Genomic DNA, 15773 nt, shown 5'->3' on the forward strand with positions numbered 1-15773 from the left:
GTTGTACGGATCTTTAAAACGTTACCCGAGCACCAATTTGTCTGGAGTCTCTTTGAGCTGAGAGGTCCCATATATCAACTCGCGGGGTGAGTTTTCAGCCCGCGAGTGTGTGATGCTGGAATGCACAAAGCTTAGGGTAAGGTGGCTATAGAGATCGTCTCCGCATTACTGTTGCCGGCAATGTCTGGCTGGTACATCATTTCAGCTCTGGCTGGCGGTGCGAGATAAAGGCCACTGGCCCGTACTTGTGCCAGATATTCAAATGTGGTGGTGCCGGCGCTGAGGTGGGCCTGATAAAAGGTGGCCTGTTGTGCACCCTGTTTGGTCTGTTGCAGATGCAGCGTGATATCAGCGTAATCTGTCTGTAACCAGTTTTTGTAATGGGTATAACGGTGTTCAGGGTTAAGTGCATGCAATCCGCCAGCCAGGGTATCGGTTAACAGTACATGTGCCCGGTCTTCGGCTGAAAACACTTCCAGTGATACTTTGATCAGGTTGCCGGGTTTGAGTGCTTGCCCTGCAAATGGCTGCCAGCGATTGTTGTCGTACACCTGGTATCGACGTGTCACATCAAGTCCGCTATTTACCACAGTGGGAGACGCCAGTGGTTGGCGGCTCTGTACTGTTAGCCAATATGCTTCTTTCAGAGGTGAGTCAATATGATAGCTTTGCTCATTGTCTTGAGAGGAGTTGTGCTGTGTAATTGTCACGGGAACTGAACCGCTTTGGCGGTGGCCTTTCAGGGCGAGTGAGCAGATCCCATCTGTCAGTGTATTGCCAAAATGCCCTTGTCGATGTTGACGACTGATGGCCAGCTTGCTGAGCTGCGCGGTTAACGTCTTGCGCTCTGTGAGCATTAATGCAAGACACTGCTCCTGTGGTCCGGAGAGTGCGCTGAGGGTTTGATCCTGAAAGCCTTCATCCAGCAGCCGGGCAAGGGCTTTTTCCAGTTCAGGCTGGTTATAACCTGCGGCTTTCATTGCTAAGAGTTGTAGCAAATTACTGCGGGTACCAGATACGCCGAACATCTGTCGCCAGCTCAAAATTTGCTCGAGTGTCACCTGACCTTTCTGTGCCAGAGCCCACCACTGCCAGTCAGCACTGTCATCAATGAAATGGCGTCGATTGTGTGGGGCCCTTTGCAATGCTTTAAGCAGGTTAGCTGCCATCGATTCAAGAGTTTCTTGGTCGGTGTTGAGGTCGAAGTCGCTGCCACTCAGCCAGTGACTGACGAGCAGGGTGTACGCGCTCAGCATCGGGTCAGCGTTACGGTTCGGATAATAGGCATAGCCAATGTTATGATGCCAACTTAAATTCTCGGTTTCCCCTTTCGTTAAAGCGTGTTGCAGGGACGCTTTGCCATCAGGCCAAAGCTGACTGGCAAGGGGGTTTACACTGTAGCTTAAAGCTCTGGATAAGGTTTGCTCCCAGCATTGATGCGGGTAATGCTGATGGTGTTGTGTCAAGGCTGACCAATTAGGCGCGAGCTGCTTAATGGGGTGTGCTTCGCCAGAGACAAGCGTTGCATCATCTGCCAGCGCAATGGTGTTTTGACGAGCCGGGTCGAGTAGCCACCTTGCCTGAACAATACGACTATTGTCACTCACTTTAAAGGTCGAGAACCGAGGCTTGTTTAGGCGCCTGCTGTAAAGTTTCAGCGTGTACTCGCCGGGGTCTAATTCGGGAAGCGGCACATGCATGACTTGCTCTCCCTGACTGTTTAGCACAATACTTTGGCCAATGAGCGTTTGACCGTTCAGTGTGAGTTGCATTGTATCCTTTTGTGCTGTATTCGTTCGGTTTGCTGCTCTGACAGTGATGATGGCCTCATCACCCTGAATGAAATGTGTCGCATGTGTCACATGATACTCCAGCTGAGCATGGCTGGTCAGGGTGCCTGTATACGTCTGAGTATCCTGCGCATTCAGTGCAACAGCAAAGACACGCCAACGCCCGAGCAACTGAGGCAACGCCAGTGTGACGGCTTTTTCCTGATTAGCATTAAGTGATATAACAGGTTGCCATACAGACTGTGCCAGTGCATATGCTTGTGAATTATTGTCGGCCACACTCGAGCCGGTCATTCTCAGTGCCTCGTATTTAGCTCTGAGACTAGTCTGTTCCAGTTGCTGGGTTAGCTGGGGGTCAACCAGCCAGTTATTCAGATTGTAGTTGCTGACAATGCGGTGGTGATAGCGGCTCTGGTTAAACAACTCCGCCAGATGTATATCTGTGACCTCGTCATACGCGATGTTGAACAACGCATCATTGACCAGCCAGAGCTGAATGTCTGCATCCTGGTTGCTCGACAGGGTGATATCCAGTTGACCGCTGGCCGGCACTGCATCCGGGTGCGTCACCTCAAGTGATAAGCTTTGGGCTGGCAAAACGGCCACTGTGAGTCTGGCGAATTGGCCATGGATGCCAGGTTTATCTGGCATTGCAGGTGCAGAGCTTGCCAGCGTAAAGCGAGGCTGAGTTTGCCATTCGCTTAGTACTTGATTGGCTTTGTTTTGCCATTGTTGGCGTAACACGGTTCTTTGTTTGTCTGTATATGGCATTACTGCTGTTATCTCAAAACCGGGACGCCAGCTGTTTGGTATCGCCAATGTTAAGTCGTTGCTGCCCCGTTTGACAGCGAAGGTGTGTAATGCCTGGTTCTCACCCGCAGTGACGAAAACCAGGGCTTCACCGTCTTGTGGAGCATCAAGCGAGAAAGCATACTCCTGTCCGGCAAGGACTTGTTTGTCACCAGATAAGGTTAGTTGATGTGTTGACGTATGCTCATCATTTGAGGGGCCGTGCCTGAACAGGTAACGTTGCCATAAGTAGTTTTGTTTTCCGCTGCGGATATCCAGCGAATAATAGCCCGACTCATCGTCTGGCAGGTCGCAGTATGCAGGCGTTTGCACTTTACATAGCAAAACCTGCTCCGTGCGTTCTTTTCCGCTTTCACTGGTCGATACTTCCACATAGACGGCCGCCGGTACCGATAGCTGCGCACCGTCCTGATCAACAGCGATGATATGGACTTTATCGTCTGATTCTTTTAAGCCAATGTAATGTGCCCGCGACAGGTAGGTCAGTGCCTGATCGAAAAAGTGCATTTCGCCCTGTTCAGTGACCACTCTGCCAGACAATGCGAGTCGAACCAGCGGCATGGTCTCAGTGGGAGTAAAATGGGCAGATGCTCCTCGGCCGCCGGCACTTAATGCAACTGTGCGTTGATGCCGGTTTTCCGGAGTTTCTCTGCTGCTGCTAAATTCGTAATCTTGTGGCCAGTCGCTAGGCAAGTCTGAATAGCCAAAGCGGATAAACTGGTATTTTAATTCGCCACTGAGGTTGTCTGCTGTATAGCCGTTCATTGTTTTACCGCTGACTGAGATGGTTATTGGTTGGTCTTTATATGCCATGTCCGGGTGTTGCCAGCTCAATTCTACTTCAGGCGGAATGAACTCAAAGACAAGGAGGTCACCTAACGAATATGCCTCTCCAGCTACCTCGGCGCTTACCTGATAGATGCTCGCTTTGTCTAATCCCTTCGTGAGGTGAAATTGTCGTATGCCAAATTCAGATATCGACCTTTGCTCCAGTTGAACCGTATGGTCAGTGTCTCTGTCGCGCAGGATCAGGTCGACGTTATCTAGCAGAGGTTGCAGGCCATTCTGGGTGTGTTGATACAGCACAACACTCAAATCAATGGCAGAGCCTGGCCGGTAAATTGGCTGACTATTGAGCAGACTGCCCGTGATGGCCTTGGCAGGTTTTGGGGTGATCTTGGTTATGGCATGTGCTTCGCCTTTGCTGGCCCATAGCCAGCAGTTAAGGTCACTGTGTGGTAGTAATGATTGCCATGTACCATAACTTAGCGTCAACAAGCCATTAGATTCACTCTTTCCCAGCTGTTTAGGGGTGACGAATGACGGACAGGCGAGATAAATCTCAACGTCTGTCATTGGGACATCCGTATTAAATTCGCTGCTGCGAAGTGTGATGCCGGGTCCCTGATGTACTGTCAGGTTAAAATCGGAGGCGATCAGCGTGTGCTGATGCTGGCGCATTTCAACGTCGCTTGCATAAATGGAGGCTGTACTCGCACCTCGTATATCGTAAAACAGGACCCCACTTTGGTCATTTAACCGGGCACTGACGGGCAAACGCGATTGGTGCAACTGATTGTCCATATGGCGTGATACATCGGGCACTTTGGTGAGCAGCGTGGTTTTGTCTTTTGTAGTCAGCCAGTGATGTAATTGCGTCAGAGTTTTTGCCGGGTAAAACTGAATTGAGAGATCCTGCGTATTGCGTGTCATCAGTGGTAACTCGGCGTGCGTATCTGCTTGGTATGCATCGCCAGATTGATCACTTATCTGCCAGTATGGACTACTGGGGGCTGTGCTAAAATGCAGCTTGGCAGCCCCTGAGAAGGCTTGCTTTGTTGAGTCAGAGCGCAATGCACTGAAGTTGAGTTGGTAGTCGGTATCTCCTTTGAGTGCGACCGGGTAGTAGTGGAGATCGTCACCTGGGTTTTCACGGGCACTGCCTGTGATGATAACTGGCTGGGTCGAAATAGATGGTGAAATCACAGACTCCATGAGCCAGAACTTTTCTACTTTATGATTGAATCCGAATGCCAGAGACTCAGGAGCACAAGTAGCGATGTCGTCCAGGGAGAGTGCGTGGTAGGTCTTGTACCAGAAAGAGTCAAACGGATAAGATTGCTCACAGAAAACACCCATAAATTTGGCCTCTGCGGGTGGTTGCGAGGTCTGATCCTGAAACGGGATCGGTTGTGGCGCAGGTAAAGCTATATGCGCTTCTGTTGGACGAAAACCAGCTGGCAAGGTGATTTCCAGGCTGCCAGGTTGCAGTGATGCTGCAAAATCAAAGGTGAGCAAATAACCCCGATTATCACTGTACTCGTCATAGTGCCGTTTGCTTGGTGTTACTGGTTGACCATCGAGTGTAAAGGTCAGGGAGTGTGTGATGTCCCACACTGCGCGCTTGTCTGTGTCGGTGGTTGCACGGTACCTCAGCTGAAGCTGCTGTTCGTGGGACTCATCAATATATAGGGGCCAGTTTGCACTATGCCACTGTGTTGTATAGTCCTCTTGTAATTGAGCGTGCAGACCGGGGAAATTTGCTTCAATACGGACTTCTAACGGCACATAGGCACTTATGCCGGCATATAAATCACAGCTGAGTTTGTTCAGCGATACAAAGCGCCAGCGGCACAGCTGTTTATACTTATCCGAAAGCCAGATGCGAGATAGCTGAGCATGGCTGGGTACCTGCCCCGGCTGGGCAACCTCTTCGTTAAACTGGATCAGAATTTGAGTCAGCTTGTTTTTGTGAGTATTAAAGCGGACATTCTCTACCTCTAGTGCCTGCGCCTGAAAAAGGCAGATGGCGAAGGTGAGCAACAACAGCGTGCTTCTTTGCAACATGTGTATTCCTTATTCTGAGTAGCTGGAAACTTGATCAAACCTATAACGCCTGCCAGCAGGAATTGGGGTGAAAAAGTGCAGTTTTAGGGTGATTATCAATCAAACCTTGATAATCTTTCAACCCGTAGCCAATTTATCGTTTGTATCTGAGGGCTTAAACTGATGTACATTCAGTTTGTCGTTTTCACAGGAAGATTATCTTCGTGGTTAAATCCAGTTTACTCAGCACGTTAATTATTTCGGCATGTTTTTTCTCTCACGCTTTAAAGGCTCAGGATACGAGTTCGGGCAGTAATGAGGTAACGATTATTAGCACCGAGCAAATTGAATGGGGTCATCTGAATCCGGCTCGGGGTGATAAGAGCCCGAGGGCTGCGAACTTGTGGGGAGACAGAACAAAACCTGGCGCGACTGGCATGTTGGTGAGATTTGAACCTGGCTTCTCGTCACCGCCTCATATTCATAATGTGTCTTATCGCGGTATTGTGATAGAAGGCCTGCTGCATAACGACGACCCTCAGGCCAAAGCGATGTGGATGCCACCGGGATCTTACTGGACTCAACCGGCTGGGGAAGATCACATTACGTCCGCCAATGCACCGGGCAATATGATTTACCTTGAAATAGACGAGGGTCCTTATTTGGTTAAGCCTTCTGCCGAACAATTTGATAATGGTGAGCGACCTGTTAACCTTCACTATGCGAACCTGACCTGGCTGGATCAGCATACGTCAACACAGCTTAAGGGCGCAGATATTCAACTGGCAAACTTATGGCAGCAAGATCAGTTGACAGGCGTGTTGGTGAAATTACCTGCAAAATCAAAGGTGACCTTGTCCAGCACGGGTACAGAATTTAAAGCGGTGGTGATCCAGGGGGCCATTACTGTCTTGCGGGCAAACACTCAGAAAAGCCCGGAGTTACGAGCTGGTAGTTATCTTGCCGCTCAGGGGGCTGTACAAATGGCGTTGAGTGCCAAGCACCTACCCTGCTTTACGTGAGGACAAACCAGGCATTTCACATGATACGTGAATAGGTCAGGCGTGTTCGAGAAAATTAGCCCGGCACAAAAAACCGGGCTGATTATTTTAGGCTGGGTTGATCTCAGCTGCAATCACTGAAATCTCTACCAGCAAGGCGTCTCTAGCCATAGCCGCTTCTACACAAGCGCGGGCAGGTGCGTAGCCTTCAGGTACCCAGGCATCCCACACTTCGTTCATTTCACTGAAATACTGCATGTCTTTGATATAGATTGTGGCAGATAGGATATGCTCACGATCACTGCCAGCCTGAAGCAACAGCTCATCGACTTTCTCAAGCATAGTGGCGGTTTGTTCCTTAATGCCCTGCTCTGCGTCTTTACACACCTGACCACATAGATAGATGGTGCCATTGTGTTTGACGATGCGGCTCATGCGTTGTTTGGTATCAATTCTCTGTATCACGGGTGGTCCTTTATTCAATAAATAGTGGAACAAATAACAGGCTTTGATGGTATCACTGCCTGTTGCTCTGTGTAAGTGCTTTTGTCCCTTTATCCTCCAGCCTGTCTTTGCCAGATGTCCCCGAATTATTGCCTTAAAGCACCGATTGTTATTTCTGCCTGACGCCTAACATGGCATCCAACGTTGACCTGGTAGTGAACGTTATCTGAGGCGACATGATGTCGCGAATTTAAGTGTAATTTTTGAGGAGAATTTTATGTCTGGACTGGTATCTATGGCGCAGCAATTCAGTGGCTTACCTATGAAGTCGCTGATCGGTGGCCCACTGAAAGCTGCAACAGATGCAAATGGCATGATGGCACGTACGCAAACGCAGTTTATGCTTAGTACCTGCTTTGATAAATCAACCGGGGGGGCCCAGGGGAGTTCAAGTCAGCTCAAGCCAATTATGGTCGAGTTCACGCTGAGCCGTCCAGTGATCAAAGGCACAGCGACGTCTGAAGCGAATATCACGCTGAAGTTACCTTTGTTAACGTTGATCCCGCTGAACTCTCTGGCGGTGGATGATGTGAAAGTGCATTTCGAAATGGAAGTGTCCAGCTCAATGTCTAAGGACAATGAAAAGCAGTCTGAGCAGGAAACGGCGGCCAAAGCGGACATCACGGCAAAATACAATGCCGGCCTGTTCTCGGTAGAAGTCCATGGTTCTGTGTCGCACAGCAGTAAATCCAGTTCGAAACAACGTGAGCACTATGAGGCATCGAATAAAGCCAAGTATGAAGTGGATGTCCATGCTGGTCAGCTACCTTTGCCAACCGGTGTAACCACCATCATCAATGCCTTTACGAAGAACATCGACCCGATTATCGAAAAAGAGTAATCACCTGTAATAGCACCCAACCAGGGGAAGCCGCGTGCTTCCCTTTATTAACCGGATAAACACAAAGAGAATAACATGATCGAATTCCAATCACTCATGAAAGCGATCCATAAAGGGGTCAAAGATGCTGCTAAATCGGTTGAAGGCGAAACGCTGGATTTTGTGAAGCGCTTTTTTGATGAGCAAGATAATGGCAAAGGGAAAGCGCCCAGCTACTCACCCAAAACCTGCGCGATGGAGTTTCCCAGTCGCACAGAGCATGGCATAGACACAGTAAGTGCTGAGGTGCCTTTATTGGCGTTGGTGCCTATTTCTTCACCTCGTATCTCTGAAGTGAAATTTATTGCTGAGCTGGAGATCAGCAACAATGACCAAGATCAGCTGATGGTCGCGTTTGCCCGCAGCACAGCCAAAGCTGGTGGGCTGCGCAATAAGCTAATGGGCCAGCAGGATACTACTGAGAGCACGGCGAATGCGAGCCTGGAGATCACCTTGACTGGCAACGAACCGCCAGAAGGTCTGCAAAAACTGATTGAAGGATATGAGCGTGCACTCAGGGCGCAAATTCCAGGCTAAGCCACACAGTGTGAGGACTAAAGTATGAACAACAATATTGCGTCGCAATTTGCCGGTTTGCCCATGAAAGCACTGATTGGTGCACCGCTCAAAGCAGCCACAGATGCCAATGCGATGATAGCAAATGCGCAAACTCAGTTTATTTTATCGACCTGCTTTGAAAAAGACAGCCATAACCACGGTCACCTGACGCCGGTGATGGTGACATTTACGCTGTCCCGTTCAGTACTGGAGAAAGACGGCAGTATCAGTAAAACCCCTTATGAAATGGAGATTTCAATTCCGCTGATGACGCTGATCCCGATCAACTCGCTGGCAATAGAGAAACTGAAAGTGTCTTTTAGTATGGAGGTGAAAAGCTCCAGAGAAATTAAAAAGCAGACATCACAGGAAAGCAAGCAGAGCCGCGCGCAGACTCGACAGCCCGAGCACGCGCATGAATTTGAAACAGAGCTACATGGCGCCTTGGCGAAATCTGGCAATCAGAGCCAGCAGCAATCGGGTTCGGCACATGCGAATTATGAGGTGATGCTCGAAGCGGGACAACTACCTCTGCCGCGTGGTATTACCACAATACTCGATATTTTCGCGAAAACCTGACCCCTTTACCCCCTAAAAATGAGGATTAAACGATGAGTATAAAATCTAAAATTGACTGCCCTGAATGTGGCGTGCCTATCCATTTTGAATCCAGCCTGCTGTTGGCCGGTCAAGCGTTTTCCTGTTCTAACCCAAGTTGTGGGGTGACCATTTCACTGACTGCGACGGATAAAGAGGTGGTGTCTGATGCGTTTGATAAGTTTGAGCAGATGCGTAATCAAGCGACGCACCAGGCAGGTCGATACGATGCCTGAGCGGCGCGACTGTGACTAGCCCGGCAGTGTATCAACACGCCCGGGCTATGGTCTAGCTGTTAAGCGCCCGGACCACATTCCATACAATGCTGGATGATATCCGGACCAAATTTGAGTTTGGCGTTGAGGTTTCTCAATGCAGTACGCAGACCTTCTTCGATTACCGGGTGGTAGAAGGGCATATCCAGCATCTGAGGTACCGTCATTTTATTTTGTACAGCCCAGGCCAGCAGATGCGCCATGTGTTCAGCTGAGGGACCGATGAACTCTGCACCCAGGAACAGGCCACTGCCCTGCTCTGCATACAGATGCATATACCCTTTGTTTTTAAGCATCACTCGGCTACGGCCCTGATTCTCAAAGCTTACCTCACCAATTGCAAAGCAACCACATTTACCATATCGCTCATTGAGTTGCTTAAAACTCTCACCGACCATGGCGATTTGCGGATCACTGAATACTGCCGCAATGGGCGCGCGTCTCAGGCCGTTACGCACATCCGGGAATCGTCCGGCATTTTGACCAGCTATAGTGCCCTGATCGGCCGCTTCATGTAACAATGGGATCTGATTGCTGGCATCACCAGCGATAAAAATATGGCTGTCGCCACATTGCATCGTATAGGGGTCGGCAAGCGGTACGCCGCGCTCGTCCAGTTCAATGCCGGTGTTTTCAAGACCCAGTTTATCAACATTGGGTACCCTGCCCGTTGCCGCCAGTACGAAGTCAAACTGCTCTGTTTGTGGTTTACCCTCGCGGTCAACATAAGTCAGCTGTGCCTTATCACCAACTTGCTTCATATCAGATACTTTGGCATCGCTGTCGACATAAAACTCTTCTGCGAAAACGGTATTGGCATAGTCCTGGATCTGCGGATCAGTCAGTGGTCCAATATTGCCCCCAACGCCAAACAGCTTAACATTGACGCCCAGACGGTGCAGTGCTTGCCCCAATTCGAGACCGATAACGCCCGGACCAAACACGGCCACAGACTCAGGTAAATCCTGCCAGTCGAATACATCATCATTGATGATAAGCTTGTCGCCAAATGCCTGAAAAAAGCCCGGGACATTGGGTCTTGAGCCGGTAGCGATGACAAACCGTTTCGCAGTGATCACGGTATGGTCGTCGATTTGAATCCGGTTGGCATCTAAAAAGCGTGCATACCCTTTGATCCGGTCTTGCTCAGGCAGCTCATCCACGGCTTCAAGTACAAAACCAACAAACCGGTCGCGTTCGCTGCGCACCCGTGCCATCACGGCTTTACCATCGATTTCTGGCGCTGTGGTATTGACCCCAAACTTGGGTGCTTCGGTGACACTGTGTGCAGCTTCCGCTGCGGCAATCAACAACTTACTGGGCATGCAGCCGACCCGTGCGCAAGTCGTGCCATAAGCACCGGCTTCGATCATTAACACTTTGTCAGTAGATTGTTTGGCATTTCGATAGGCGCTAAGCCCGGCAGTGCCTGCACCAATGACGACGACGTCAGTTTCAAGTTGTTTCATGTTTTACCTCTGAGCAAGGGGAGTTGTGGGGCTGTTAAGCCCCTTTACACTGATATTGGCCTAATAAATAGGCCGCTACGGGCATTATGCGAAGTGCGCATCCAGGTCGTCTGAGCCGCCAATGTGTTTACCGCCAATGAACACCTGCGGCACAGTTTCACGGCCAGACAGTGCTTTAAGGCTGGTCAATGTGGCTTGTTGACCTAACACCAGTTCTTCATATACCAGACCTTTCTCATCAAGAAGTGCTTTCGCTTTGGCGCAGAAAGGACAACCAGGTTTGGTAATAATTGAAACAGGCTGAGGTTTAACCTGCTCTGGGTTGATGTATTCAAGCATAGTATCGGCATCTGATACTTCAAACGGGTCGCCCGGTACGTCTGGTTCAATGAACATTTTTTCAATAACGCCATCTTTAACCAGCATAGAGTAACGCCAGCTGCGCTTACCAAAGCCTAAGTCTTTTTTGTCAACCAACATACCCATGCCTTCAGAAAACTCGCCGTTTCCGTCCGGGATAAGTGTCACATTCTCAGCTTCCTGATCTTTGGCCCAGGCATTCATGACAAAGGTATCATTTACTGAAATACAGACGATGTCGTCGACACCATTTTGTTTGAATACGCCAGCCAGCTCGTTGTAACGTGGCAGGTGTGTAGATGAACAAGTTGGAGTAAAGGCGCCGGGTAGTGAGAAAACCACCACTGTTTTACCTTTGAACAGGTCATCTGTGCTGATATTTTTCCATTCGTCGTTTTCACGTACCGGGAAAGTTACCTGAGGAATTGTCTGACCTTCGATATTGTTTAACATACTGTTTGTCTCCTTTGATTTCGATGTAGCCATTATCAGGCGAATCGATTCATTTGTATAATGGGTTAAATTAATCAGTTCAATTGGAAAAATAGAATGAAAATCTCGCTCAGTGGGGTGCACTCATACGATGGTGCTTTTAGCCTAGTTCGAATTACTCTAAATTAAAACAGTAAAAAGGAAAAGGTAGCTGGGTTTAGTCGCCTGAGGGCGCTCGCGCAGTGAGAGGAAGTGTCAGTGTGACCCGCAGGCCGCCTAATGAACTGTGAGACAAGGACAGGTGTCCCTGGTGTAATTCTGTGAGTTTCTGACAGATTGACAACCCCAGACCAGAGCCACCCAGATCACGACTGCGGGATTTATCGCAGCGATAAAGTCGTTCGGTGAGGCGGGGCAAGTCTTCGTCACTGACACCCGGGCTGGAATCTTCAAAATGGCACTCTAGCTGTTCATCTTGTTGGGCAATGGTGACACTGACCTGACCGGGTTTGTTACTGTAATGGCAGCTGTTGCGTGCCAGGTTGTTGAAGATCTGATGCATCCGGTTTATATCGCAGGTAATGTCCAGTGAGTCTGGCAGTGTGTTTTGTGCATTGAGTGTCAGGTCGTTCTGTTCTATTAGTGGCTGGATTGCACTGAGTAACTCATCAAACAGCGCTTTTGCGGGTCGGGTTTGCAAATCCAGTTGCAGGCTGTGTGTGTCTGCCTGCGCCAGCTCGTAAATATCAGCAATGAGCGTATTTAACATAGACAAGCGGCTTTGCATCAGTGTGTAAGTGGCATCCGGGTCAGTAATTAAATTGTGTTGTAGTGCTTCTATATTGAGTTTGAGCACGGTCAGAGGGGTTCTTAGTTCGTGGGATACATCCGCCAATAACTGCTGCTTGAGTGTCAGCGCCTGGTTAAGTACTGCGGTTTCTTTTTCCATCACTTTACGTTTTTTCAGGTGATACAGATAAAACATCAGGAAAAAGTTTAACAGTACGATAATAGCAGCTGCCAGAGTAACACTTTGTAGTTTGTTTTGGCGCTTTTGTTCATCCAGTCCGCTTTGTAACTGGTTCACTTTGAGGGTCTCTAAATGGAGTTCAGCATCACGTTTTTTGGCTTCAAGGCGAGTCAGCCTCGACTGCTCTGTCTGTTGTTCAAGTAACTCTGTGGCCTGTGTCTGATAGTGCAGTGCTGATGCAAAGTCTTGTTGTTGCTGATAGGCAAACGCGAGCACTTTAGCGGCTTCCACCATAGTATTAGTTGGCTCGCCTTTGAAAAAAGGCATTAACTGTTCAATCGCCAGTTCCGGGTTCTTGTGACTCAATGCTCTGGCATACCAGACAAGATGTTGGCTGTGGAGTAGCTGATTATGAACCGGGTTGATCAAAGTCAGACCCTGGCCGATGAGATTCGCGGCCTGAGGGTAGTTACCTTTGGCCAATTCAACACGACCCAATCCGGCAATGGCCCAGCCCAGGTTGCGCTTATGGTCGATTGATTCACTGAGGACTTTTGCCTGTTCATATGCTTTATCGGCCGCAGTTAGATTGTTCAATTGGAGATATTGCTCAGCGATCCGGATCTGGTTTTGTGCCATATAGAGGCGGTCATTGACCTGCTCGTCATAACGATATGATTGGGTGAAGGCGTCGAGTGCGGCCTGGTGATCACCAAAATCGACAAAGATGTCTGCCAGACCATAATAAGTTGCGGATAACATGGCTTCGTCCGGCACGCTTTGTTGCTGAAGCCAGTTAAGCTGGGCCTGACGACTTTCCAGTGCCCTGTCTAACTGGCCAAAGAGTTTGTATATCCTGGCTTCGGTATCAAAGGCCGCGTTGTGCAACGGGATATTATTGTCTAGTTCAGCATAGTGCTTTGCCAAAGCAATGTGTTCAATGGCGTTCAGATCCGGGCTGCCTTTTGCGACGGCATTGGCGGCCATACGATAGGCGTGGCTGAGCATGCGCCAGTCCTGAGTACGGGAGAAAAACTCGCTGGCTTTGAGAAAGTGGGTTTGGGCACTTTGGTTGTGGCCCAGCCGAAAGGCCAGGTCGCCGTTTACCCAGTGGTATTTGCCTTGCATAGAATCGTCAGGGTGCGCGTTCAAATGCGTCGCGAGTGCATCAAGCCTGTGTTGTGCGCGCTCATACTCTCCCAGTCGTACCAAATGCAAAGCCGTACGATGCAGCACAAAGGTTCGCTGTTGTGCCGTGAGTGTTGATTGCGTGAGTAACGCCTCGCCTTCTTCCAGTGCAGCGCGAAAATTTTTCTTCCCTTTTAGGGGAAATTGTTGCTCATAGGTGGCAAAATCTACGCCGTGTGAGACCGAAGGCCACAGTACACAGAGTTGGGCTGCAAAGGTTAAGGCGAGTAAATTTTTCAAAATCAGCGTCCAAAAGTATGACACTGAATTTTATGTGCTATGAGAATAAACGCCTATCCAACTTTTCTATTAAATTGAATAATTCTTGCTTGCACAGTGCTCATTCTGGTTTCGGAAGTGGCCTGGAGGCACCCCATTCCACTTGTTAAACGCTCGAATAAAGGTATTGGCATCGCTAAAGCCCAGCAGAAAGGCGATTTCCTGCAAAGACATGCTGGAGCGACGCAGATACTGTCGGGCAAGGTCGGATCGCAGCGCGCTTAGTAGCGACTGAAAGTTTGCTGATTCCCCATCAAGTTTACGCTGTAATGTACGTTTACTGATCGCCAGCTTGGCCGCTACCTGCTCTGCGCTCACTTGCCCTGAGGGCAGTAATTCCATCAGCAGCGCTTTGACTTTTTGCGTCATGCTGGCGCTGGCATCGAGTTCAGCCAGACGCTGGGCCAGATCATTTTCAAAAAAAGACCACATCGCGGCGTTTTCAGTCATAAAGGGTCGCTGTGTGTCCGCCTGATGAAAGCGTATCGCCACCTGATTGCTGAGTGTCAGACTAGTGCCAAAATAGTCTTCAAAATCAGCTATATTGTCGGGAAGCTGTGTCACATATAGGGTTTTGGGTATCACCTGTGTACGAGTTGCCAGGCGAGCAAGTTGGGTAAAAAAAGCCAGCTCACACAGGCCCAGGGATTTCGGCAGAGGTTTATCGTAGCCATAGCAATCCAGGCTGAGTAACAGGCCCTGCTTATCTTCGTGTACGTCCAGGGTCAGCGGCCCGATCAGGGGCTTGTAACTGCTAAGACGGTGCATGGCAGCACTCAGATTGGCGCTGCACAGACAGGCAAAAATGGCTGGGTCGAAGGCTTCCACATTTAGATGCTGCGCTAACTTCAGCGGCAATGTTTCACCAAGCTGCGCTTCCATCGCATGCCACAGGTCAAAATACTGGGCTGCCGTCACTGAGGTAGGCAAGCTGTGCCACAGGTCGGCTGGTAGCTTTGCCTGTTTTAACAGCAGCGCCTGATCCAGGTTGAGATCTTTAAATAAGATCAGGCAATGTGGTGACAGGGTAAATTTTGCTGTTCGCTTCATTATTTTTCCATTGTGCGGCGTGACAATGCAAGTACCAGTCGGCGAGGTAGCAGAGGCACTATCCAGTTGAGCATAAAGTTTAACATAGGGTCATTAAAGGCCAAGAGTTTACCTTTTTGCATGGCCTGATAACCACATTTGGCGACTGATTGTGGACTTTTTCCTTGTTTAAAGACCGCAAGCTCTTCCAGATTACCGGTTTTGGCAAACTCGGTGGCAACCGGACCCGGGCATAGCGCCGTCACACTGATCCCATGATCGCCTAGTTCTTCTGCCAGTGCCTGAGAAAAAGAAGTCACAAACGCTTTGGTTGCGTAGTAAGTTGCCTGCAATGGCCCCGGAAGCAAGGAGACGGTGGACGAGACGTTCAGGATTTTACCATGTTTGCGGGCTGTCATATCCTGTACGAAGAGATGTGTGAGTGCGGTCAGGCTACTGATATTGACTTGGATCATGTCCAGATCAGCCTGTAAATCGCGTTCATGAAAAAAGCCATGGCCCCCAAATCCGGCGTTGTTGATCAGGATATCAATTTCGATATCCTGGCGTTTTGTTTCGTTGTAGATTGCTTGCGCTGACGTCGGGTCGGTGAGATCAGCCGTGATCACGCAAGCGTTGACACCATGGGTTTGTTCCAGCTCTTTTTTCAGGGCATTGAGCTTGTTTTCAGAGCGGGCGACCAGAACTAGGTCACCGCCCTGCTGGGCGTGTAAGCGCGCTAGTTCTAAACCAATACCAGAAGATGCGCCTGTGATCAGGGCTGTGTTTGCGTAAGTCATGATGT

The 15773-nt window shown here is 49.4% G+C and carries 12 protein-coding genes; 5 read left to right on the forward strand and 7 right to left on the reverse strand.

The features are described from left to right. Window positions 1–131: 131 nt before the first annotated feature. Window positions 132–5447, reverse strand: a complete 5316-nt coding sequence (locus IY568_RS12650; protein WP_194867740.1) for an alpha-2-macroglobulin family protein — start codon at window positions 5445–5447, stop codon at window positions 132–134. A gap of 203 nt (window positions 5448–5650) precedes the next feature. Here IY568_RS12650 and IY568_RS12655 point away from each other — a divergent pair, with 203 nt between their 5' ends. Beyond that, window positions 5651–6448 (forward strand): DUF4437 domain-containing protein, encoded by a 798-nt coding sequence (locus IY568_RS12655; RefSeq protein ID WP_323744745.1) that lies wholly within the window; start codon window positions 5651–5653, stop codon window positions 6446–6448. Between the two features lie 87 nt (window positions 6449–6535). Here the strand turns inward: IY568_RS12655 and IY568_RS12660 are convergent, their stop codons facing one another. Next, the gene (locus tag IY568_RS12660; RefSeq protein WP_194867741.1) at window positions 6536–6892 is read right to left on the reverse strand and encodes a RidA family protein; all 357 of its coding nucleotides are present in this window, start codon (window positions 6890–6892) and stop codon (window positions 6536–6538) included. A 256-nt stretch (window positions 6893–7148) separates the two neighbouring features. Between IY568_RS12660 and IY568_RS12665 the strand changes: the two genes are divergently transcribed. The 4 genes from IY568_RS12665 (at window position 7149) to IY568_RS12680 (ending at window position 9202) form a co-directional block, all read left to right on the forward strand. Beyond that, window positions 7149–7772, forward strand: a complete 624-nt coding sequence (locus tag IY568_RS12665; protein ID WP_049866568.1) for a DUF2589 domain-containing protein — start codon at window positions 7149–7151, stop codon at window positions 7770–7772. Window positions 7773–7847: 75 nt separating this feature from the next. Then, complete coding sequence (locus tag IY568_RS12670) at window positions 7848–8348, forward strand: DUF2589 domain-containing protein (protein WP_125560365.1); 501 nt, start codon at window positions 7848–7850, stop codon at window positions 8346–8348. A gap of 24 nt (window positions 8349–8372) precedes the next feature. Continuing rightward, window positions 8373–8948: a DUF2589 domain-containing protein gene (locus tag IY568_RS12675; RefSeq protein ID WP_194867742.1), complete on the forward strand. Its 576-nt coding sequence runs from the start codon at window positions 8373–8375 to the stop codon at window positions 8946–8948. A gap of 32 nt (window positions 8949–8980) precedes the next feature. Next, the gene (locus tag IY568_RS12680) at window positions 8981–9202 is read left to right on the forward strand and encodes a hypothetical protein (protein WP_125560369.1); all 222 of its coding nucleotides are present in this window, start codon (window positions 8981–8983) and stop codon (window positions 9200–9202) included. A gap of 59 nt (window positions 9203–9261) precedes the next feature. On the opposite strand, the gene IY568_RS12685 is transcribed toward IY568_RS12680, so the two are convergent. The 5 genes from IY568_RS12685 to IY568_RS12705 all read right to left on the reverse strand — a co-directional run bounded on the left by IY568_RS12685 (window position 9262) and on the right by IY568_RS12705 (window position 15768). Then, a complete protein-coding gene (locus tag IY568_RS12685; protein ID WP_138537012.1) occupies window positions 9262–10710 on the reverse strand; it encodes a dihydrolipoyl dehydrogenase in 1449 nt (482 codons plus the stop codon). Window positions 10711–10794: 84 nt separating this feature from the next. Then, a complete protein-coding gene (locus IY568_RS12690) occupies window positions 10795–11523 on the reverse strand; it encodes a glutathione peroxidase (RefSeq protein ID WP_125560373.1) in 729 nt (242 codons plus the stop codon). 196 nt (window positions 11524–11719) lie between these two features. After that, window positions 11720–13900 carry an ATP-binding protein gene (locus IY568_RS12695; protein ID WP_194867743.1) on the reverse strand — a complete coding sequence of 727 codons (2181 nt, stop codon included), beginning with the start codon at window positions 13898–13900 and terminating at the stop codon, window positions 11720–11722. Between the two features lie 69 nt (window positions 13901–13969). Next, entirely contained in the window at window positions 13970–14989 is a 1020-nt protein-coding gene (locus tag IY568_RS12700; RefSeq protein WP_194867744.1) for an AraC family transcriptional regulator, read from the reverse strand. Continuing rightward, complete coding sequence (locus IY568_RS12705) at window positions 14989–15768, reverse strand: SDR family NAD(P)-dependent oxidoreductase (RefSeq protein WP_125560379.1); 780 nt, start codon at window positions 15766–15768, stop codon at window positions 14989–14991. The genes IY568_RS12700 and IY568_RS12705 overlap by 1 nt, the downstream gene beginning before the upstream one ends. Between the last annotated feature and the right edge of the window lie 5 nt (window positions 15769–15773).

Source organism: Pseudoalteromonas sp. PPB1, from assembly GCF_015356275.1.
Lineage (GTDB): Bacteria > Pseudomonadota > Gammaproteobacteria > Enterobacterales > Alteromonadaceae > Pseudoalteromonas > Pseudoalteromonas rubra_D.

Excerpts from the sequence above, each read along its gene's own strand:
- IY568_RS12650 (WP_194867740.1), bottom strand. The coding sequence starts at position 5,447 with ATGTTGCAAAGAAGCACGCTGTTGTTGCTCACCTTCGCCATCTGCCTT.
- IY568_RS12665 (WP_049866568.1), top strand. The coding sequence starts at position 7,149 with ATGTCTGGACTGGTATCTATGGCGCAGCAATTCAGTGGCTTACCTATG.
- IY568_RS12670 (WP_125560365.1), top strand. The coding sequence starts at position 7,848 with ATGATCGAATTCCAATCACTCATGAAAGCGATCCATAAAGGGGTCAAA.
- IY568_RS12675 (WP_194867742.1), top strand. The coding sequence starts at position 8,373 with ATGAACAACAATATTGCGTCGCAATTTGCCGGTTTGCCCATGAAAGCA.
- IY568_RS12680 (WP_125560369.1), top strand. The coding sequence starts at position 8,981 with ATGAGTATAAAATCTAAAATTGACTGCCCTGAATGTGGCGTGCCTATC.
- IY568_RS12685 (WP_138537012.1), bottom strand. The coding sequence starts at position 10,710 with ATGAAACAACTTGAAACTGACGTCGTCGTCATTGGTGCAGGCACTGCC.
- IY568_RS12690 (WP_125560373.1), bottom strand. The coding sequence starts at position 11,523 with ATGTTAAACAATATCGAAGGTCAGACAATTCCTCAGGTAACTTTCCCG.
- IY568_RS12700 (WP_194867744.1), bottom strand. The coding sequence starts at position 14,989 with ATGAAGCGAACAGCAAAATTTACCCTGTCACCACATTGCCTGATCTTA.
- IY568_RS12705 (WP_125560379.1), bottom strand. The coding sequence starts at position 15,768 with ATGACTTACGCAAACACAGCCCTGATCACAGGCGCATCTTCTGGTATT.